The sequence below is a fragment of the Labrys methylaminiphilus subsp. lupini genome (genome assembly GCF_051161885.1).
GTDB lineage: Bacteria > Pseudomonadota > Alphaproteobacteria > Rhizobiales > Labraceae > Labrys.
This window is the reverse complement of the sequence record NZ_JBMDIH010000001.1, coordinates 63,215-83,164: the sequence shown is the minus strand read 5'-3', so window position 1 is coordinate 83,164 and position 19,950 is coordinate 63,215. Positions and strand designations below refer to the sequence as shown.

Genomic DNA, 19,950 nt, shown 5'->3' with positions numbered 1-19,950 from the left:
TGTTGGTTTACGCTTTCAGTCAGGTCGTTCGTTCCGGTTCTCGCGGCCGGCCGGCTGCCTTGAACTTGGCCTGGAGACCGCCATAGAGGCGCTGGGCCGTGGTGCTGAGCAATAGCGAGAAGATCAGCAAGAGCCCGATCACGGTGCCCTGCGCATCGCCGCCGATCTGGCTCAGCCCCAGCACGTTGCGCAGCGTGGCGATCAGTACCAGCGCCAGGAACACGCCGGTCAGCTTGCCTTTGCCCCCGAACACGCTGACGCCGCCGAGAAGCGCGATGGTGATCACGTCGAGTTCGAGGCCGATGGCATTGTCGGCCCGGGCATTGGCAAGGCGGGCGGTGAACACGATGGAGGCGATGGCACAGATGAAGCCGCTGAGGACGAACAGGCCGAGGCGGATGCGCGCCACCCGCACCCCGGCATAGAGCGCCGTATCAGGGCTGCCGCCGATGGCGTAGATGCGCCGGCCGATGCTGCTCACCTGCAGCAGGATGGCGAAGACCGGCGCCAGCACGAGGAAAGGCACGATCGTCCAGGGGATCGGCGTGTCGCCCAGCGTGTCGATGCCGAAATCGGTGAAGCTCTCGGGAAACTCGTTCACCGAGCCGGTTCCGAGCAGGATGTAGCCGATGCCGCGAAACATCGCCATGGTGCCGAGGGTGACCACCAGCGAGGGCAGGCCGAGATAGGTCACCAGCAGGCCGTTGAACGCGCCCGCAAGGATGCCCGTCAGCAGCGCCAGTGCGATCGCACCCTCCAGCGGCAGGCCCTCGCGGATCAGCACGCCGAACACCACGCTGCTGAGAGCCAGGATACTGGCAACGGACAGGTCGATCTCGCGGGCGATGATCAAGAGCACCATCGGCAGCACGATCAGGGCTCGCTCGGATGCACCGGCAATGGCCTGCGAGATGTTGAAGGCCGTGGCGAAATTCGGTACGGCCAGCACCGCATAGGCGAGCACCGCTACGGTGAGCAGCGCCAGGAAATTCTCCCAGCTGGCGATCCTTTCGATAAGGCTCGTCTTCATCGCCCTCTCCGTCCCTGATGGGTCCGCCGTCCGATGATGGTGTCGACACCGATGGCGAGCAGGATGACGAGGCCATAGACCCCCTGCAGCCAGAGCGGATCGACGCGCACCAGCGTCAGCCCGTTCTGGATCACCAGGAGCGTCAGCGCGCCGAGGGCGACGCCGAGCACCGTTCCGGCACCACCCCTGATGGCGACGCCACCCACCACCACCGAGGCGATCACGGTGAGTTCGAAGCCGAGCGCCACGCGGGCATCGATGGTGGCATAGCGCGAGGCCCACAGCGCGCCGTCGAAGCCGGCCAGCAGGCCCGCCAGCATGAAGGCGCCGAGCACGAGAGCCGTGCGGCGGATGCCGATAAGGACGGCCCCATCCGGATTGGAGCCGATGGCATAGAGCTCCCGGCCAACAGGCCAGTGCTTCAGGATCACCCCGATCACCACCAGGCAGGCGAGAGCGATGAGGATCACGGCCGGAATGCCGATGATGCGGGCACTGGTCATGTCGAGCCAGGCTTGCGGCACCTGGTCGGCGCTGATCTGCCGACCGCCCGCCCACAGGCTGTTCAGGCCGCGGAAGACCGAAAGGGTGCCGAGCGTGACCACGATCGCCGGCACGCGGCCGAGGGTCACCACCAGCCCGTTCAGGGCACCGCAGGCCAGGCCTATGGCACAAGCCGTGGCGACGCCCAGAAGCACCGAGCTTTCGGGATGGGCATGCATGAAGCTGGCGGCGCCATAGGCCGACAGGCCGATCACGGAGGCCACCGACAGATCGATGTTGCGCGTCAGCAAGACCAGCATCTGGGCCACAGCGACGATCATCAGGAGCGCCGCGTCCATGGCGATGGCGGTCAGGTTCTCGGGGCTGACCATGCGCGGATTGAGGAACATCACCGGCAGGACAACGGCTGCCATGGCCCCGACCAGCCCGACCTCGCGCCGGCGCAGCAGCGCCTTGAGCCAGTTGCCCGGAGGCTCATCGAGCTTTGCGGCCTCATCCCGCGGCGCCAGCGCCGACTGCTTGTCCAAAACCACCCCACCGGCATCGGTGGCCGCGCGTATCACCTTTTCCTGGTCGGCCTCCCCGCGCTCAAAGGCGCCAGCCATCCGGCCCTCGCGCAGCACGACGATGCGATCGCACATGCTCACCAGTTCGGGCAGTTCCGAGGAAATCAGGATGATCGCCAGCCCCTGCTGGGCCAGTTCGGCGATCATGGTATGGACTTCGGACTTGCTCTCGACATCGATGCCCTGGGTCGGTTCGTCGAGGATGAGCAGCCTGGGCTGGGTGGCGAGCCATTTCGACAGCACCACCTTCTGCTGATTGCCGCCCGAAAGTGTCTTCACAGGCTGGGCGAAGCTGCGGAATTTCAGCTTCAGGCGCCGCAAATGCGGCTCGACCAAAGCCAGTTCCTGCCGGCGCATCACCAGCCCCGCCATGGTGGCCTTCTCGATCACCGGCAGGGAGGCGTTGTCGAGGATGGGAAAATCCATCACCAGGCTCTGGCCGAGCCGGTCTTCCGAGACATAGGCGATGCCGGCGGCCATGGCGGCGGGCGGATCGGCAAAGGATACCGCCCTTCCTTCCATCTCGATGCGGCCCGCCGTCGGCTGGTCGATGCCGAACAGCACGCGGGCGATCTCGGTGCGCCCGCTGCCCACCAGCCCGCCGAGGCCGAGAATCTCGCCGGCCCGGACGCTGAAGGAGACGTCGTCGAAGGCCCCTTCGCGCGACAGGCCGGAAACGGCGAGCACCTCGCGGCCGGGCTTGGAGTCCCATTGCGGATAGATGGCCTTGAGCGGCCGCCCGATCATCATCCGCACGGCTTGGTCGCGATCGAGTTCCACCGCCCGCCTCACCCCGATCAGATGGCCGTCGCGCAGGACGGCGATGCGGTCGGCGATCCGGTAGATCTCTTCCATGCGATGGCCGACGAACATCATCGCCACCTGCCGGGCCTTGAGATCGGCGACCACGGCGAAGAGGCGCTCGACCTCGCGCTGGGACAGGGCAGCGGTCGGCTCGTCCATGATCAGCACCTTGGCGTTGACCGATAGGGCACGGGCGATCTCGACCAATTGCTGCTCGGAGGTGCGCAGCTCCTTCAATTGATCCTCGGGCGAGCATTTCAGTCCGACGACGTCGAGCAGAGCGCGCGCTTCCTCGCGCATGCGCTCATAGTCGATGCGGCCCAGGGAGCGCTGCGGCATGTGGCCGACGAAAATGTTCTCGAACACCGTCAGGTCGCCGAACAGGCCGGGATGCTGATGCATCACCGCAATGCCGCGGCGCTGGGCTTCGAGCGGAGACCAATGCTCCACCGGCTGGTTATCGATGGCGACCGCGCCCTCGTCCGGCCTGTAGACGCCGGCAAGCAGCTTGACGCAGGTGCTCTTGCCCGCGCCGTTCTCGCCCAAAAGGGCCAGCACCTCGCCGGGCAGGAGATCGAAACTGGCGTTGGAAAGAGCGATCGTTCCTCCGAAGCGCTTGGAGGCGTTCACCAACCCGGCAGCCGCCGCGGGGGACGCGATCGAGGTTCCGAGGCCCTCATCGGCCAGGCTGCTCTTCATGGCATTGCACGCCGGCGATGACGCGACCGAGATACCCCCACCATCATCCTCCCGCATCCTTTAATTATTAAAGCAAATGGATATATCGATGCCCCTGGACTGTCAAGCGGATGCCCTTTCCCCTAGCCGGCCCCGATATAGGTTTTCAGGCTGGCGCGCCCGATGCCCGGCGCCTTGGCCTTCACCAGCGTGGCACTGTCCGGCGCGAACATGGCATAGAGCGGCAGGATGGCCGCGCCGATCGCCGCCGCCTGCGGCCCCATCGTCCCGACCGCAATATCAGGCGCGAACAGCCCTTCCGGCATGATCGCCTGGAAACGGCGCGACACCGCCTCGACCGTCCGCTGCAGGATGGCCGATGGCAGGATGCCGTCGATCACGATCGCCGACACATCCACCACGGCGATGGCGCCGACGATCGCCTGGGCGAGCGCGTCGGCGCAATCCTCCACCCACGCGCCGAGATGGGGTTCGGCCGCCTCGCCGATCTCGGCCAGTTCGTGGGCCCGCCGGATCGGCACGCCGTTCTGGCGCAGATGGTTGGTCAGCACATAGATCGAGGCCCGGCGCAGCAGGATCTCGAATGGCCCTTTTGGCGCCGGCACGCTGGACAGCAGCGAGGGCGTCACGGGATAGGGGCCGAAGGCGGCCGAATTGCCGTTCGGGCCGGTCTCCAGATTGCCGTTGATGATCAGTCCGCCGCCGATGAAGGTGGAGATGAACAGATAGATGAAATCCCTGGCCTCGCGCCCCCGGCCATAGACCAGTTCGGCCGTCGCCGCACCGGAGGCATCGTTCTCGAAGAAAAGCGGCAGATCTATGCTGTCGGCCAGGGCCTTGGCGAAATCGAAATCCTCCCAGGCCTGGGTGATCGAAGCCGGCATGCCCAGCTCCTTGGTCCAGCTGTCCATGAAATAGGGCATCGCCACGCCGACGCCGACCAACCGGCTGCGCAAATCGGGCGCCAGGCCGGCCCGGAAGGTGCGGACATAGGCGGCGGCCAGCTCCGCCACCATCTGTGGTTCGGGATATTCGTAGTCGCTGGTCTCCATGCGCAGGGTGCGGCCGGTGAAATCGACCAGCACCGCATCGAAGGCTCGCCGGCCGACATGCAGGCCGATCGAAAAAGCACCGTCGGGCGCCGGCGCATAGAGGGTGGAAGGCTGCCCCACCTGTCCGGCGCGCTTGCCTTCATGCCTCACGAGCCCGACTTCCTCGAGATGGTCGACGATGACGGCCACGGCCTGGGGCGTGAGATTGGCTGAGCGGGCGAGTTCGGCCTTGGAGGCCTGGCCGAGACGCTGCAGCGCCTCGAGCACCACGCGCTCATTGTAGCGCCGGACCTGGACGGAATTGCTGCCCTTGCGGCTCGCCGGCGCGTTCGGCTGGGACATGATCGCCATCGTGCTCCAATGAATGAAGGATCTCGAGCCGGAAGGATCCTTCAATTATTAAAGCACTATGCTTAATTATCAAGCGAGATGACACGATTGAGGGGAACGCTTCCCGGAAACGCGGACGTTCTCGTCCATGCGTCCTCAAGGTAGCGGACCCGCGAGATGACAAGGGCGACAATAGAACTCGACGCATGTGTCCCCTCGCCCCGTTCTTACGGGGAGAGGCTAGCGTCGCATCTCACATCCCAAGTCGGCTCCCAAGTCGGCGCTTAGGGATGCGGCATCCAAGTTCCTGGATACATCTTTTCCTATCGCGCCGCCGTCTGCGCATAGGCGCTGCCGAAGCGATTGGCCAGGAAGGCCGACAGGGCAATGTCCTCCTGGCGGATAAAGCCCTTCTGGGGCAATTCTCCTGCGGCCAGCATGTCCAGCACGGCGCAGATGGCGGAGGCCGTCGTCACCTGGATGGCGCTGCGCAGGCGCAAGCCGACGCGGCGGTTGTAGATCTTGTTGGCATAGGTCTCCTGCACCAGGTGGCCGTGGCGCTTGCCGCTGACGGTGACGAAGATCACCACCACGTCCTGGATCGTCGCCGGCAGGGCATTTTCGAGAATGTCCTTGAGCACGTCGCGGCGATGCCTGAGATCGAGGTCGTTGAGGAGCGCCTTCATGATCGCCGCATGGCCGGGATAGCGAATGGTGCGGTAATTCAGCGTGCGCACTCGCCCCAGATAGGTCTCGCACAGGCTACCGAGGCCGCCCGAGGTGTTGAAGGCTTCATAGGTGACGCCGTCGAGCGAAAATTCCTCACGCTCCTCCATCGCCGGCACTTCGACGCGATGGCCATCGACGATCGCTTCGCAGGGTTCGCAATATTCGTTGATGACCCCATCCGTCGACCAGGTCAGGTTGTAGTTGAGCGCGTTGGAGGGATATTGCGGCAGGGCGCCGACCCGCATGCGGATGGAATCCAGGCTGTCGAATTGCTGGGCGAGATCATTGGCGACGATCGAGATAAAGCCGGGCGCCAGCCCGCATTGAGGGATGAAGGCGCTTTTGGCCAAAGCCGCGAGGTCCCGCACGCGGCGCGTCGAGGCGACGTCCTCGGTCAGGTCGAGATAATGGACATTGGCGCGCGCCGCCGCTTCCGCAATACGGGTGGTGAGATGAAAGGGTGCCGCGCTGAGCACTGCATAGGCACCGTCGAGCACTGCACCGAGGGCAGCCTCGTCCTGGAGATCGAGTTCACGTTGCGCCACCGCCGCCGAAAGCTCGGCACTTTCCAGCTGCTCGGCCGAACGGTCGATGACTGTGACTTCATAGTCTCCGCTGACCGCCAGAATATCGGCGATACACGCCCCGATCTTGCCTGCTCCCGCTACCACGATCTTGCGCATCGTCGGCCTCCCCTGTCGCGATTCTTGCTCAAAAGCCTACGCCTGCCTCCTTTTGTTTCGAAGCCTGCATTTCGACGATATGCCGAACTTTCTTTGCACAATGCAGGGCGTTATATCGTCATTATGACGACACCCGCCGATGATGCCCTGATTGCCATCCTGCGCGAGAATGCCCGCGCCTCCACGGCCGAGATCGCCCGGCGCCTCGGCGTCTCCCGCACCACCGTGCAGAGCCGCCTGGCCCGCCTCGAACATCGCGGCGTGATCGTCGGCTACACCATCCGGCTTTCCGAGGAACACACGCGCTCGCTCCTGCGCGCCCATGTCCTGCTGACCACCGTGCCGAAGCTGATCCGCCAGGTGGAAGCGGGCCTGCGCGAAATTCCGTCCGTGCGCACCCTGCACTCGGTCAGCGGCAATTTCGACATGATCGCAGTGATCGAGGCCCGGTCCGTGGGCGAACTCGACGAACTCGCCGATCGCATCGGGGCGCTGGAGGGCGTCGAGCGCACCTCGACCTCTCTCATCCTGTCGACCCGGATCGAACGTTAGCTGGGCGGTGACCGATCCCGACACCGACGGATCTTCGATAATCGACGTTCAGTTTCGGTTCAGCCGCAATCGGGATGATGGCGGCCAAATCATGAGAGGTCGAGATGCTCCTGCGCAAGAAACTGTTCGGTCTGGCTGGAACCCTGATGCTCGCCGTCTCGCCCACGGCGATCGTGCTGGTACAGGATGCCATGGCCCAGGACGCCCAGGCCCCAACCACGGAAGCGCCCGCGCCGGGCGCCAAGCCCTCGGTCGAGGACATTCTGAAGCGCCATAAGAAGGGCAGCGGCCAGGATGGCGAAGGGGCTCCGGCAAAACGGGCTGCCCCCGCCGAATCGCAGGACCAGGACGGTGGCGCTCCCGCTGCAAAACCGAAGCGGCAGAAGCCGGCTGCCGAGCAGGAGGGGGCAGCGCCCGGTTCCGGCGCTGACGAGGCCCCCGCCGCCAAGCCCAAGCGTCAGAAGCCTGCGCCCGATGCGGCTAGCCAGGACGCGCCCGGCGAACCGGCGCCGGCCGAGACGCCTCCTGCCGCCAAGCCCAAGCCCAAGAAGCCGGCACCCGATGCGGCCGGCCAGGAAACTCCTGGAAAACCGGCCGCTGGCGAGCCGGCACCGGCGGCTCCATCGACCAAGCCGAAGCGCCAGAAACCCACCGCCCCTGGCGAAAACAGCTGGCAGGACACACCGGCCGCCATGCCCGGCGCTCCTGTACAGCCGAATACGGATCAAGGTGCCGGTACTGCCCCCGCGCAACCCAAGCCTCTCCAGCCCAAGCCCCAGCAGCCTGCCGCCGGCGACGACCAGCCGGCTGCAGGCCAGGAGACGGACAAGGAGAACGGCGGCACGCCCGAACCGCGCGGCAAGCGCCGCGACCGCACGCAGGGCCAGCCTGGCCAGGGCCAGCCCGGCAATGACGGCGTGCCGCAGGGCGTCGACGACGGCCAGCCGCAGAAACGCCCCCAAGACCGCCCCCAGGACCGTCCTTTGGACGGCCGCTCAGGCGGGCGCAACCAGCTTCCCGGCCAAGGCGGCATTCCCCTGCCGGCCGACGGCACGCAGCAGGGTCAGGAGGGGCGCCCGGGCCTTCCGCCGCAGCCGGACAACGGCAGCCAGCAAGGCCAGGGCCGCCCCCTGCAGGGCCCGGTCGATCGGGCGGCGGAACAGCGCGCCATCGGCCTATTGGGTGATACCACGCCGCCCGACCGTCTCAACGACCAGCAATTGCGCCAGCGCCTCAACGTCTATCGCTCGGCCCTGGCGACCGGAAACCTGTCGGAAGCCACCGAGCAAGCCCTGATCCAGCGCCTCAACGGCGCACGCGCGGCCCTGCGCAACCGCGTCGCCGACCAGGAATATGGCGGCGAGCAGCAGCAAGGCCAGGCCGGGCGCGGCTCGCCGTTCGGCCGCTCCCAGTTCCGCCAGGGTTCGCCCCGTCCCCAGGATATTCCCGCCATCCTGGCGGATCGGCGCCCGTCCAACGTATTGACCATCGAACAGCTCAACCGCCGTATCCTGGTCTATCGCGACGCCTCCAACGACCAGCGCTACAATCCCGAGGACCGTGAGGCCTTCGCGCAATATCTGCTGGACGACCGCAACGATCTGCGCCGCCGCCTGCTCAGCGATCGCGGTCAGCGCACTGACCGCCTGCGGGGCGATGAAGACGGCAGGCGATTCGACATGGACATCAACCCGCGCGGGCAGCGCTATCAGAGCGTCTGGGCCGCCGAAGTCGATGACGACCAGATCGAGCAACAATTTGCCGCCCGTCCCCTCAAGCCTCTGCCGCGCCGCTATCCACGTGCCGAATTTCTTGCCCGGCCCGAGGTGGTGATGGAACAGCCCGCCGTGCGCCAGTCCATTCCCAGCGTCGAACTGGATACCATCCACTTCGGCTTCAACGAATCATTCGTACGCGAGGAAGAGATCGCCAATCTCGACCGCATCGGGCGCATCCTCGAGCGCATCGTGGCCGCCCATCCGGGCGAGGTCTTCGTGATCGAGGGCAATACGGATGCGGTGGGCGACGATGCCTATAATCTGCGCCTGTCCAAGGAGCGGGCCGAGGCTGTGAAGCAGGCCTTGACGCAATATTACGTGATCTCGCCCGACAATCTGGTCACGGCGGGCCTGGGCGAGCGCTATCTCAAGATCCCGACGCCGGAGCCCGAGCAGGAAAACCGCCGCGTGACCCTGCGCCGTATCACGCCTCTGCTGGAGAAGTGACGGCTGCGATAAAGATCGCGGCGCGCATCCCTGTCGGATGCGCGCCGCTTTTGCTTGCCATCGCTTCCCCTTTCGCTTAAATCCCGCGGCGCGGTGGCAACTGGTCTCCGCGTCTCCTCGCCTCATGCATAACAGCCACGGCCGGGATCGCATCCTGGCCGCTTTTGTGCGGCGTCCCCTCATCGAGAGCGTCTCAGCACGTTCGAGAGTTCATCGGAGCCTAGTGGCCGTATGTCCGGCAGCCCGCGTCCCCGTCTTGTGATGAAGTTTGGCGGCACCTCTGTCGCCACTGTCGAGCGCATCAAGAATGTGGCGCAGCATGTCAAACGCGAGGTCGCCGCCGGCTACGACGTGGCGGTGGTGGTCTCCGCCATGTCCGGCAAGACCAATGAGCTCGTGGGCTGGTGCAACGAGGCGTCGCCGCTCTACGATCAGCGCGAATATGACACCATCGTCGCCTCCGGCGAACAGGTGACCTCGGGCCTCCTGGCCCTGACGCTCAGCAGCATCGGCATCAAGGCCCGGTCCTGGCAGGGCTGGCAGGTGCCGATCGAGACCTCGGCCGCTCACGGCTCCGCACGCATTTCGGCGATCCCCTCCAAGAATCTCGATGACGGCTTTGCCGCCGGGGAAGTCGCGGTGATTTCCGGCTTCCAGGGCGTCGAACCCATAAGCGGGCGCATCACCACGCTGGGCCGCGGTGGTTCCGACACGTCGGCCGTCGCCATTGCCGGCGCGATCGGTGCCGAGCGCTGCGACATTTACACCGATGTCGACGGCGTCTACACCACCGATCCGCGCATCGTGCCCAAGGCCCAGCGCATGGACCGCATCGCTTTCGAGGAAATGCTGGAAATGGCTTCCCTCGGCGCCAAGGTGCTGCAGGTCCGCTCGGTGGAACTGGCCATGGTCCACAAGGTGAAAACCTATGTAAGATCGTCCTTCGACGATCCAGAAAACCCCAATCCCGGAACCCTGATCTGCGACGAGGAAGACATCATGGAACAGCAGGTTGTGACCGGCATCGCCTATTCGAAGGATGAAGCGCAGATCACCCTGCGGGATGTTGCCGACCGTCCGGGTGTCGCCGCCGCCATCTTCGTGCCCCTGGCCGATGCCAACATCAACGTCGACATGATCGTGCAGAACATTTCCGCCGACGGGGCTTCCACCGACATCACCTTCACGGTGCCGCAGGCCGAGTTTCAGCGCGCCAAGGACGTGATCGACAAGGCCCGCAAGGACGTGGTGTGCGACAATGTCGAAACCAATATGGACGTCTCGAAGATCTCGGTGATCGGCATCGGCATGCGCAGCCATGCCGGCGTAGCGGCAACCTGCTTCCAGGCCCTCGCCGGCCGCGGCATCAACATCCGCGCCATCACCACCTCCGAGATCAAGATCTCCGTGCTGATCGACGCGGCCTATACCGAACTGGCGGTACGCACGCTCCACACGCTTTACGGGCTCGACAAGGCCTGAGCAACCACGCCTTGTTCTCATGACGACGGCATAGCGCCCCGATGACGCAGTGCCCGGCAAGATCGGAAATACTTCTTTCAATTTCCGTGAGATCTTGCGACAGAACAAAAAGTTAGTGCGTGCTTCGTTTGGATTCTCGCGCGAGGTACGCCCCCTATTCATTATGGTACCGGCCGCTTCGCCAGAACCGGCCGGCCCTCTGAGACAGCGGACGGCCCCGGTTCGCCGGGTCGTCAGATCTGTCGAGGACATGGAGGCATCGGATGCGTGGCGCGATCGGTGGCCCGCGCCTGCTCCTCAAGCGGCTCCGCGAAGTCATGGCGGAGCCTGTTTCGGCGCAGGAGAGGCTGGACAAGACCGTTGTCTTGATCGCCGCGAACATGGTCGCGGAGGTCTGCTCGGTCTATGTCCTGCGCACCGACGGCACGCTCGAACTCTATGCCACTGAAGGCCTCAATCCGAACGCGGTGCATTTGACCACCATGCGCAAGGGCGAGGGCCTGGTCGGCCTCGTCGCCAAGGAAGCCGAGGCCGTCACCACCTCGGACGCGCAGCACCATCCCTCCTTTGCCTACAAGCCGGAAACAGGCGAAGAAATCTACAACGCCTTCCTCGGCGTGCCGATCCTGCGCGCCGGCGAGACGCTCGGCGTCCTGGTCGTGCAGAACAAGGCCCAGCGCGCTTATTCGGAAGAGGAGATCGAGGCGCTCGCCACGGTCGCCATGGTGCTGGCCGAGATGATCGCTTCCGGCGAGCTTCAGGCCCTCGCCCGCCCGGGCGCCGATCTCGCCAGCCGTCGCGCCCTGCAGTTGACCGGCGCCCCGCTTTCCGAGGGCGTCGGCCTCGGCCATGTCGTGCTGCACGAGCCACGCGTGGTGGTGAAGACCTTTATCGCCGATGACGTCGGGCGCGAGACAGACCGCCTCGACAATGCCATCGTCGGCCTGCGCGACGCCATCGACGCCATGCTCGACCGTGGCGACCTCGCCCGCGCCACCGAGACGCTCGACGTGCTCGAAGCCTATCGCATGTTTGCGCAGGACCGCGGCTGGATCACCAAGATGCGCGAGGTCATCGCCACCGGCGTCACCGCCGAGGCGGCGGTGCAGCGCGTGCAGTCCGACACGCGCGCGCGCATGCAGCGCGTCGCCGATCCGATCCTGCGCGAGCGCCTCTACGATCTCGACGATCTCGCCAACCGCCTGCTGCGTCAGCTCACCGGCGACGGGCATCACGTGTCCTCCGACGCCATGCCCAAGGATGCGGTGCTGGTGGCCCGCTCAATGGGGCCGGCGGCCCTGCTCGATTATTCGCGCGACAACCTGCGCGGCCTCATCCTCGAAGAGGGTGGCCCGACCAGCCATGTCGCCATTGTGGCGCGCGCGCTCGGCATTCCCACCGTGGGCGAGGTCGAGGGCATCACCAGCCTGGTCGAACAGGGCGATGCCATCATCGTCGACGGCTCGGTGGGCGAGGTCCAGGTGCGTCCGGCGCCCGATGTCGAACACGCTTATGCCGAGAAGGTGAGGTTCCGGGCCAAGCGGCAGGAGCAGTATCTCGCCCTGCGCAACCTGCCCAGCCGCACGCGCGACGGCAGCGATATCAGATTGTTCATCAATGCCGGCCTCCTGGTCGACCTGCCGCATATCAAGGAGAGCGGCGCCGACGGCATCGGGCTGTTCCGGACCGAACTGCAATTCATGATCGCCTCGCAGTTCCCGCGTACCGGCGAGCAATATGCGCTCTACAAGGCCGTGCTGGAGGCTGCCGGTGACCGGCCCGTGACCTTCCGCACCCTCGATATCGGCGGCGACAAGGTGCTGCCCTATATGCACCAGATCGAGGAGGAGAACCCGGCGCTCGGCTGGCGCGCCATCCGTCTCGGCCTTGACCGTCCCGGCCTGATGCGCTCGCAGCTCCGCGCCTTGCTGCAGGCCGCCGCTGGACGCGAGCTCAGGGTGATGTTCCCGATGATCTCGGCCGCCGAGGAATTCGACCAGGCTCGCGGGGTGGTGGAACGCGAGATCACCTTCCTGCGCCGCCACGGCAAGCCCCTGCCGGATCTCGTGAAGCTTGGCGCCATGGTGGAGGTGCCCAGCCTCCTCTTCCAGCTCGACGAGATCCTGCAGCGCACCGACTTCCTGTCCGTCGGCTCGAACGATCTCTTCCAGTTCCTCTATGCGGTCGACCGCGGCAATGCGCGTGTGGCCGGCCGTTTCGACACGCTCTCGCCCTCGGTGATGCGGGCCCTGAAGATGATCGCCGACAAATCCAACGCCGCCGGCGTGCCGGTGACGCTGTGCGGCGAGCTGGCATCCAGACCGCTGGAGGCGCTTGCCCTGATCGGCCTCGGCTTCCGGCAATTGTCGATGACGCCGTCCGCGATCGGCCCGGTCAAGGCCATGTTGCTCGAAATCGACACGCGCGAGATCACAGACCTCGTCAACCACTACCTCAAGCCGGAAGCGGAGAAGCCGCTGCGCCTTGCCTTGCGGGAATTCGCTGCCGAACGCGGCATCCCGTTATAGCGAGGCTGCTCCGGGAGCGCGGACGTCCTCGCCCGCTTTTTCTCCCCATGCGCACCGTTTCCAAGATGCGGACGAGGACGTCCGCGCCCCCAGGATGAATAGATGCTACCCCTCGACCGCCTTGATGCCTTGCTTCGCCGCCGCGATTTCGTCGAGGCGGAGCTCGCCTCCGGCCCGGATGCCGAGTCCTATGTGGCCTTGGCTCGCGAACTCTCCGAACTCGATCCCGTCGCGGCAATCATTCGCGAATGGCAGGGTGCCCAGGAAGAACTGAAAGGCGTCGAAGTCATCATTGCCGAACCGGCCATGGCCGGCGAGATGGCCGAGATGGCGGAGGAGGAACGCAAGTCGCTGCTCGAACGGCTCGGCGAGTTGGAGACCGCGATCAAGCTGTCGCTGCTGCCCAAGGACGCCGCCGACGAAAAATCGGCCATCCTGGAAGTGCGCGCCGGCACCGGCGGCGACGAGGCCTCGCTTTTCGCCGGCGACCTCCTGCGCATGTATATGCGCTATGCCGATCTCCAGGGCTGGAAGACCGAGATCCTGACCGAATCCGAAGGCACCATGGGCGGCTACAAGGACGTCGCCGTGGCAGTCAGGGGCAAGGGCGTCTTCGCCAAGCTGAAATTCGAATCCGGCGTGCATCGCGTGCAGCGTGTACCGGTGACGGAGGCAGGCGGACGTATCCACACCTCCGCCGCCACGGTCGCCGTGTTGCCCGAAGCCGAAGAGGTGGATATCGCCATCGAGGAGAAGGACCTCAAAGTCGACGTCTTCAGGGCGTCCGGCGCCGGCGGCCAGCACGTCAACACCACCGACAGTGCCGTGCGCATCACCCATCTGCCCACCGGCATCGCCGTCGCGGTACAAGCTGAACGCTCCCAGCACAAGAACCGGGCGCAGGCCATGGCGATGCTGCGGGCACGCCTCTACGAGGCCGAGCGCGAGCGGGTCGACAGCGCCCGTGCGGCCGACCGGCGCGACCAGGTCGGCTCGGGTGACCGTTCCGAACGTATCCGCACCTATAATTTCCCGCAGGGGCGGCTCACCGATCATCGCATCGGCCTCACCCTCTACAAGCTCGATCAGATCATCACCGGGGATGCCCTCCACGAGGTGATCGACGCGCTGGTGACCGAAAACCAGGCCCGGCTTCTCGCCGCCAGCGAGGCTCGGGCGTGAGAGACAAGCTTGGTCTGCACGGCAAACGACGCGCATGGGCGCTTCCATGACCACGCTCGGCGGCCTCTATCGGGAGATCCTGACCGACTTCCGCACAGCGAGCCTTGCCACGCCCGAGCTCGACGCGCGGTGGCTGGTCGCCGAGGCCGCAGGCCTGCCGGCGACCGCGATCACGCTCTCACCCGACAGCCCGATAACGGCCGAGGCCGCTGCGAAAGCCTACGCCTTCCGCGCCCGGCGCCTGGCCGGGGAGCCGGTGGACCGCATCCTGGGGAGCCGCGCGTTCTGGAGCCTGGAATTCCGCCTCGGCCCTGCCACCCTGTCGCCAAGGCCGGACACCGAAACCATCGTCGAAACCTGCCTTGCCCTGCTGCCCGAGCGGGATGCAGCCTATCGTCTGCTCGATCTCGGCACCGGCACCGGCGCCATCCTGATTGCCCTGCTCCATGAAAGACCCCGAGCGAGCGGAATCGGGATCGATCGCTCTGCCGACGCCCTGGCTGTTGCTGCCCTGAATGCCGCCGACAATGGCGTTGCCGACCGGGCTCAATTCCAGCCCCGGAATTGGACGGAGGGCCTGGAGGATAAATTCGACCTCATCGTCTCCAACCCGCCCTATATTCCCTCCGCCGATATTGCCGGGCTGGAACCCGAGGTCCGCCAGCACGACCCGCTGCTGGCCCTCGATGGTGGCACGGACGGCCTCGACGCCTATCGTGCCATTGTCGCCGACGCGCCTCGCCTGCTGCGCCCGGGCGGGCTGCTGGTCTTCGAGCTCGGCATCGGCCAGGAGGACGCCGTGGCGGCGCTGATGCGTCAAGCCGGTTTCGAGATGATCGGTCCGGCGCGCAAAGATCTCGGTGGCGTCGCCCGGGCTCTCGCCGGCCGCTGGCCGGCCTGACGTCTAGAGCAGGCGCTCAACCAGTTCCATCCCGCAGAAAGCGTTGCAGCAGCGGCACGCAAAAATCCAGGAACACCCTGACGCGATGGGGAATGTTGTCGCCGCCGAAGAAGAGGACATGCATGTCCTCCTCGTCAGGCGTGACCGCATCAGCGAGGATCTCGACGAGGCGTCCAGCCGCCAGCTCGTCGCGGATGTGATAATCGGCAAGGCGCGCCAAACCCACACCGGCGACGGCCATGCGGCGCAGCGTCTCGCCATTGTTGGCGAGCAGGGAAGCGCGCACGGCACGGTCGACGATGCGGCCGCTCTCACTGATCGGCCATACCGGCACGGCACGGCGGAAACTGAAACCCAGGCAATTGTGCCGTATGAGGTCATCGACCGATCGCGGCATGCCATGACGGTCGAGATAGGCCGGAGCTGCGACGATCAGGCGTCGCGAGGTGCCGATACGGCGTGCCCGCAGACGCGAGTCGGGCAAAGCACCCACCCGGAAAGCCACGTCGATATGCTCCTGATAGAGATCGAGCTTTTCTTCCGAAAGCGCCAGGTCGACGGCAACCTCCGGATAGGCCTGCCAGAAGGCCGGCAGGATCGGCTCGATCGCCATTGCCCCGAAGGCCAGCGAAGCCGTCACGCGCACGGTACCGCTGGGGGTCACGGCCTGCCCGCTCAAATCCCGCTCGATCGCATCGAAGTCGTCGATGACGGCACCGCCGCGCTCATAATAGGCCCGCCCTTCCCCGGTAAGAGACAGACGCCGGGTCGAACGCTCGAACAATCGCAATCCCAGGCGCGTCTCGATCCGTGCAATCAGCTTGCTCACCGTCGAAGGCGTCATGCGCAACTGCCGGGCGGCACGCGAATAGCTGCCGGTTTCGACCACCAGCCGGAACACCTGCATCTCGCCAAAGCGGTTGTCCATCTGCTGCCTGCTCTTACTCGTGAAACGATTTCATAAATAAGGTGATCCCCGGCGCCTTTCCCGGAACCCGACGCGGCCCTACCTCCACCTGAACCCAGGCGGCAGCGCTGATGCCGTCGCCGCTTGGAAACCAAGGAATCGAAAGTCGAGAAACGACAATGGATGCAATGGCCCCACTACCACGTACCGCCAATGCCGGCACGCCGTCCAGCTTCTGGCCGCTGACGGCGCTGGCCATCGGCGCCTTTGGCATCGGCACCACCGAATTCTCGCCCATGGGCATGCTGCGCGACATTGCGCAAGGCGTCAGCGTCGACATTCCGACCGCCGGCCTGCTGATCAGCGCCTATGCCATCGGCGTAATGGCTGGCGCACCGGTGATGACGCTGCTGCTGGCCCGCCTTCACAAGCGCACGGCCCTGATGGTGCTGATGGGCATCTTCACCATCGGCAATCTGCTGGCGGCGATCGCACCCGGCTACTGGACGCTCATGGCCGCCCGCATCGTCACCAGCCTCAATCATGGTGCCTTCTTCGGCCTCGGCTCGGTCGTCGCTGCCAGCATCGTGCCACGGGAACGCCAAGCCAGCGCTATCGCCGCGATGTTCCTGGGCCTGACCATCGCCACCATCGGCGGCGTGCCGGCGGCCACCTGGATCGGCCAGGCCATCGGCTGGCGCCAGACCTTCGCTGCGACGGCCCTGCTCGGGCTGGCGGCCATCCTGGCGCTCTTCCTGGCTCTCCCGAAAGGGGACCCCGGCAGCATGCCCGACATCCGCCGGGAATTCGGCGCCATTGCCCAGCGCAGCGTGCTGACCGCCATGGCGGCCACCGTGATGGGTGCGGGTGCCATGTTCGTCCTCTATACCTATGTCACCTCGGTACTGGTCGAGATCACCCAAGCCGGCGCCAGTTTCATCACCCTCGCCCTTGCCCTAATCGGCATTGGCCTGACCCTCGGCAATACGCTGGGTGGCCGCCTGGCCGACTGGTCGCTGGACGGCGCCGCCAGGCTCTCACTGGCAGCCCTCGGCGTGATCATGATGGTGCTGCCGCTCGCTCTGACCAATCATTGGGGCGCCGCAATCGGCCTTGTCATCTGGGGCATGGCCGCCTTCGCCATCGTGCCGCCCTTGCAGATGCGGGTGATGCAGGTCGCGTCGGCGGCACCGGGCCTGGCTTCTTCCATCAATGTCGGCGCCTTCAATCTCGGCAACGCCCTCGGTGCCGCCATCGGCAGCGCAACCCTCAGCCTGGGCCTGGGTTATGCAGCCATACCGATTGCTGGCGGATTGCTGGCCCTTGCCGGCCTCGCACTCACCTTCGTTGGTAGCGAGCGGGCAGCGGCGGTAGCCTGCCCCGACCCGACCTAAGGCGGCGTTATTGCTGGGACCGCAGGCGTCCTCGCCTGCTCTTGGAAGGGCAGCGCTCACAGGATGGGACGATGCAGGCGAGGACGCCTGCGATCCCAGGAAAAAAGAAAACCCCGCCGAAGCGGGGTTTTTTTGTGATGGATGGGGAAGCGCCTCAGGCGGCGGCCTCCTCCTCCTCTTCGGTGGCGTCGTCGAACTCTGCCTCGGCTTCCTTGGCACCGCCACGCTTGGGGCCCTTGGCGAGGTTGGCTTCGATCACCTTCACGGCCTCGGAATCGATGAGGTCGTCCACGGCGGCGAGCTCGCGCGCCATGCGATCGAGGGCCGCTTCATAGAGTTGACGCTCGGAATAGGACTGCTCGGGCTGCGCGTCGGAGCGATAGAGATCACGCACCACCTCGGCAATGGCGATCAGGTCGCCCGAATTGATCTTGGCTTCGTATTCCTGCGCACGGCGCGACCACATGGTGCGCTTGATGCGGGCACGGCCCTTGAGCGTCTCGAGCGCCTTGGCGACCACAGCCGGCTCGGACAGCTTGCGCATGCCGACGGAAGCGATCTTGGTGGTGGGCACGCGCAGCGTCATCTTGTCCTTGGAGAAGGAGATCACGAACAGCTCAAGCTTGAAACCGGCTACTTCCTGCTCGTCGATCGACACGATCTTGCCGACGCCATGCGAGGGGTAAACAATGCTCTCGCCCGTCTTGAAACCCTGCTTCGTGGACGTCTTTTTCGCTGTCGTCATGACGCTTCAACGCTCCTATCATTGGCGGATGCCGAACCGGCAGCCGCACCAAACCACGGACAGGCTCGCGCCTGTTGCCGCAAACACCATTCGACAGTGGAACCAGGCCAAAGCTTCAAGGAGCCGCCGCGAGGAACGTCGAACTGAAGGACGGTCAAAAATTCCATGTATCTATCGGCGCTACCCGCACCGACCGACTGAGGTCCCTTGAAGCTGAGCACAAAAAAATTGCCCCTGTGCGGAGCAGCGGCGGGGGTAACTCGGTCTCTCTCTTGACCATCCCGTGTGTATACACCAAAAATCGGCAAAAATCAACGCTTTTACACGCAAAAACGGCGCGTAAAGCGCTCGTTAAGGTTGATACCACGCGGTTTTTGTGAATAGCCGCTATGCAAAAAGCGACGGGCACATGCGAGCGCATCCCGACGGCCACCTGTGGCCGAGGCCCAGAAAACGGGCAGCCATGCTGCCCGCACAGTGGAGGCGAACCCTGCCGAATTCGGCCGGGATCTGGCGGTCAGGCGTCGCCCTGGCCCGGTTCCGGAGAGAGCAGCGGCAACTTGTCCGGCTTGCCGTCCCACTCCTTGGAATCGGGGAAACTGTCGCGCTTGACCGTGATATTGGGCCAGCTCTGCGCGAATTTGGCATTCAGCTCAAGCCAGGCCTCCAGGCCCTTTTCGGTATCGGCCTTGATGGCATCCGCCGGACATTCAGGCTCACAGACACCGCAATCGATGCATTCGTCGGGATGGATGACGAGAAAATTCTCACCCTCGTAGAAACAGTCCACCGGGCAGACTTCCACGCAGTCCATGTATTTGCACTTGATGCAGTTCTCAGTGACCACGTAGGTCATGCCAGAAAATCCCGAAAGTTTATAATCTTGCTAAAACTGCCTAGCCGAACTGTGCCGACGGTTCAAGGCGCACCAGCACAGAGCAGCCATTCGTCGCGGTGCTGGCTTTAACACAGTTCATCACAAACGGGGCACTGGACCTGTCCTCTACCCGGCCTGTCCTGCATCTCCAGCGCCCGGCCGGGGCGACAGCAAAGCGAGCTTGCAGGCTTGCCGTCCCATTGCTTGGCGTCCGCTGGGGTTTCGCGCTTCATCGTGATCTCCGGCCAGAGATAGGCATAGCGCGCGTTCAGTTCAACCCAGGCCTCCAGCCCCCGCTCGGCGCCGGAATGGATGGCATCCGCCGGACAAACCGGTTCGCAGATGCCGCAATCGATGCAGAGCAAAAGCGTTTTTCGATTTGGCGGAGTCACCTAGAATCGCAAAGACGCGTCGAACCAAAAAGCTGGAGCAAACAAGTGTTCAGTCATGAACGCGCTTTGCTCTAGGGATCGATGACAAGCATGATCTCGCCTTCCCGGAAGCAATCCACCGGGCACTCGGCGACACAGTCCATATATTTGCCCATATATTTGCATTTGATGCCGTTCTCGGTGACCACCTTGAGCAAAGCGCGTTTTCACATAAACGTCTCTTTGCTCCAGCTTTTTGTTTCGACGCGTCTTTGCGATTCTTGGCGTGACCGCCAAAATCAAAAAACACTCCGGGTCATGGCGGCCATTCCATCGAGGGAAGTCCTCAATGGAATGGCCGGGTGTGGCACGCTCGAGGCACAATTGCG

15 protein-coding genes and 1 pseudogene are annotated in these 19,950 nt (G+C 64.9%); 7 read left to right on the top strand and 9 right to left on the bottom strand.

Annotated elements, in window-relative coordinates:
* Positions 1-19 precede the first annotated feature (19 nt).
* The 4 genes from ACN6KF_RS00390 to ACN6KF_RS00375 form a co-directional block, all read right to left on the bottom strand.
* Complete coding sequence (locus tag ACN6KF_RS00390) at positions 20-1,030, bottom strand: ABC transporter permease (protein ID WP_434954925.1); 1,011 nt, start codon at positions 1,028-1,030, stop codon at positions 20-22.
* On the bottom strand, positions 1,027-3,603 hold the full coding sequence (locus ACN6KF_RS00385; protein ID WP_434954924.1) for an ATP-binding cassette domain-containing protein: 2,577 nt from the start codon (positions 3,601-3,603) through the stop codon (positions 1,027-1,029). The genes ACN6KF_RS00390 and ACN6KF_RS00385 overlap by 4 nt, the downstream gene beginning before the upstream one ends.
* Before the next feature lie 122 nt (positions 3,604-3,725).
* Positions 3,726-4,997 (bottom strand): ROK family transcriptional regulator, encoded by a 1,272-nt coding sequence (locus ACN6KF_RS00380; protein WP_434954923.1) that lies wholly within the window; start codon positions 4,995-4,997, stop codon positions 3,726-3,728.
* 311 nt (positions 4,998-5,308) lie between these two features.
* The gene (locus ACN6KF_RS00375; RefSeq protein WP_434954922.1) at positions 5,309-6,397 is read right to left on the bottom strand and encodes a saccharopine dehydrogenase family protein; all 1,089 of its coding nucleotides are present in this window, start codon (positions 6,395-6,397) and stop codon (positions 5,309-5,311) included.
* A 123-nt stretch (positions 6,398-6,520) separates the two neighbouring features.
* Between ACN6KF_RS00375 and ACN6KF_RS00370 the strand changes: the two genes are divergently transcribed.
* The 6 genes from ACN6KF_RS00370 (at position 6,521) to prmC (ending at position 15,267) form a co-directional block, all read left to right on the top strand.
* The gene (locus ACN6KF_RS00370; protein ID WP_434954921.1) at positions 6,521-6,949 is read left to right on the top strand and encodes an Lrp/AsnC family transcriptional regulator; all 429 of its coding nucleotides are present in this window, start codon (positions 6,521-6,523) and stop codon (positions 6,947-6,949) included.
* A 104-nt stretch (positions 6,950-7,053) separates the two neighbouring features.
* Positions 7,054-9,174 carry an OmpA family protein gene (locus ACN6KF_RS00365; RefSeq protein ID WP_434954920.1) on the top strand — a complete coding sequence of 707 codons (2,121 nt, stop codon included), beginning with the start codon at positions 7,054-7,056 and terminating at the stop codon, positions 9,172-9,174.
* 231 nt (positions 9,175-9,405) lie between these two features.
* Positions 9,406-10,656: an aspartate kinase gene (locus ACN6KF_RS00360; RefSeq protein ID WP_434954919.1), complete on the top strand. Its 1,251-nt coding sequence runs from the start codon at positions 9,406-9,408 to the stop codon at positions 10,654-10,656.
* Positions 10,657-10,919: 263 nt separating this feature from the next.
* Positions 10,920-13,184, top strand: coding sequence for a phosphoenolpyruvate--protein phosphotransferase (ptsP, locus tag ACN6KF_RS00355; RefSeq protein WP_434954918.1), 2,265 nt, complete (start codon positions 10,920-10,922; stop codon positions 13,182-13,184).
* A 102-nt stretch (positions 13,185-13,286) separates the two neighbouring features.
* Complete coding sequence (gene prfA / locus ACN6KF_RS00350; RefSeq protein ID WP_434954917.1) at positions 13,287-14,366, top strand: peptide chain release factor 1; 1,080 nt, start codon at positions 13,287-13,289, stop codon at positions 14,364-14,366.
* A gap of 34 nt (positions 14,367-14,400) precedes the next feature.
* Positions 14,401-15,267, top strand: coding sequence for a peptide chain release factor N(5)-glutamine methyltransferase (gene prmC / locus ACN6KF_RS00345; RefSeq protein WP_434954916.1), 867 nt, complete (start codon positions 14,401-14,403; stop codon positions 15,265-15,267).
* A 16-nt stretch (positions 15,268-15,283) separates the two neighbouring features.
* Here prmC and ACN6KF_RS00340 read toward each other — a convergent pair whose 3' ends face one another.
* A complete protein-coding gene (locus ACN6KF_RS00340; RefSeq protein ID WP_434954915.1) occupies positions 15,284-16,195 on the bottom strand; it encodes a LysR family transcriptional regulator in 912 nt (303 codons plus the stop codon).
* 167 nt (positions 16,196-16,362) lie between these two features.
* Between ACN6KF_RS00340 and ACN6KF_RS00335 the strand changes: the two genes are divergently transcribed.
* Positions 16,363-17,568: an MFS transporter gene (locus ACN6KF_RS00335; protein ID WP_434954914.1), complete on the top strand. Its 1,206-nt coding sequence runs from the start codon at positions 16,363-16,365 to the stop codon at positions 17,566-17,568.
* Between the two features lie 154 nt (positions 17,569-17,722).
* On the opposite strand, the gene ACN6KF_RS00330 is transcribed toward ACN6KF_RS00335, so the two are convergent.
* The 4 genes and pseudogenes from ACN6KF_RS00330 to ACN6KF_RS00315 all read right to left on the bottom strand — a co-directional run.
* Complete coding sequence (locus ACN6KF_RS00330) at positions 17,723-18,313, bottom strand: CarD family transcriptional regulator (RefSeq protein ID WP_367624859.1); 591 nt, start codon at positions 18,311-18,313, stop codon at positions 17,723-17,725.
* A 517-nt stretch (positions 18,314-18,830) separates the two neighbouring features.
* Positions 18,831-19,169, bottom strand: coding sequence for a ferredoxin FdxA (gene fdxA, locus ACN6KF_RS00325; protein WP_105865397.1), 339 nt, complete (start codon positions 19,167-19,169; stop codon positions 18,831-18,833).
* A 107-nt stretch (positions 19,170-19,276) separates the two neighbouring features.
* Positions 19,277-19,555 carry a DUF3470 domain-containing protein gene (locus tag ACN6KF_RS00320; RefSeq protein WP_434954913.1) on the bottom strand — a complete coding sequence of 93 codons (279 nt, stop codon included), beginning with the start codon at positions 19,553-19,555 and terminating at the stop codon, positions 19,277-19,279.
* Positions 19,556-19,656: 101 nt separating this feature from the next.
* Positions 19,657-19,779: pseudogene (locus ACN6KF_RS00315) on the bottom strand (ferredoxin FdxA); the annotation flags it as partial.
* Positions 19,780-19,950: the final 171 nt, after the last annotated feature.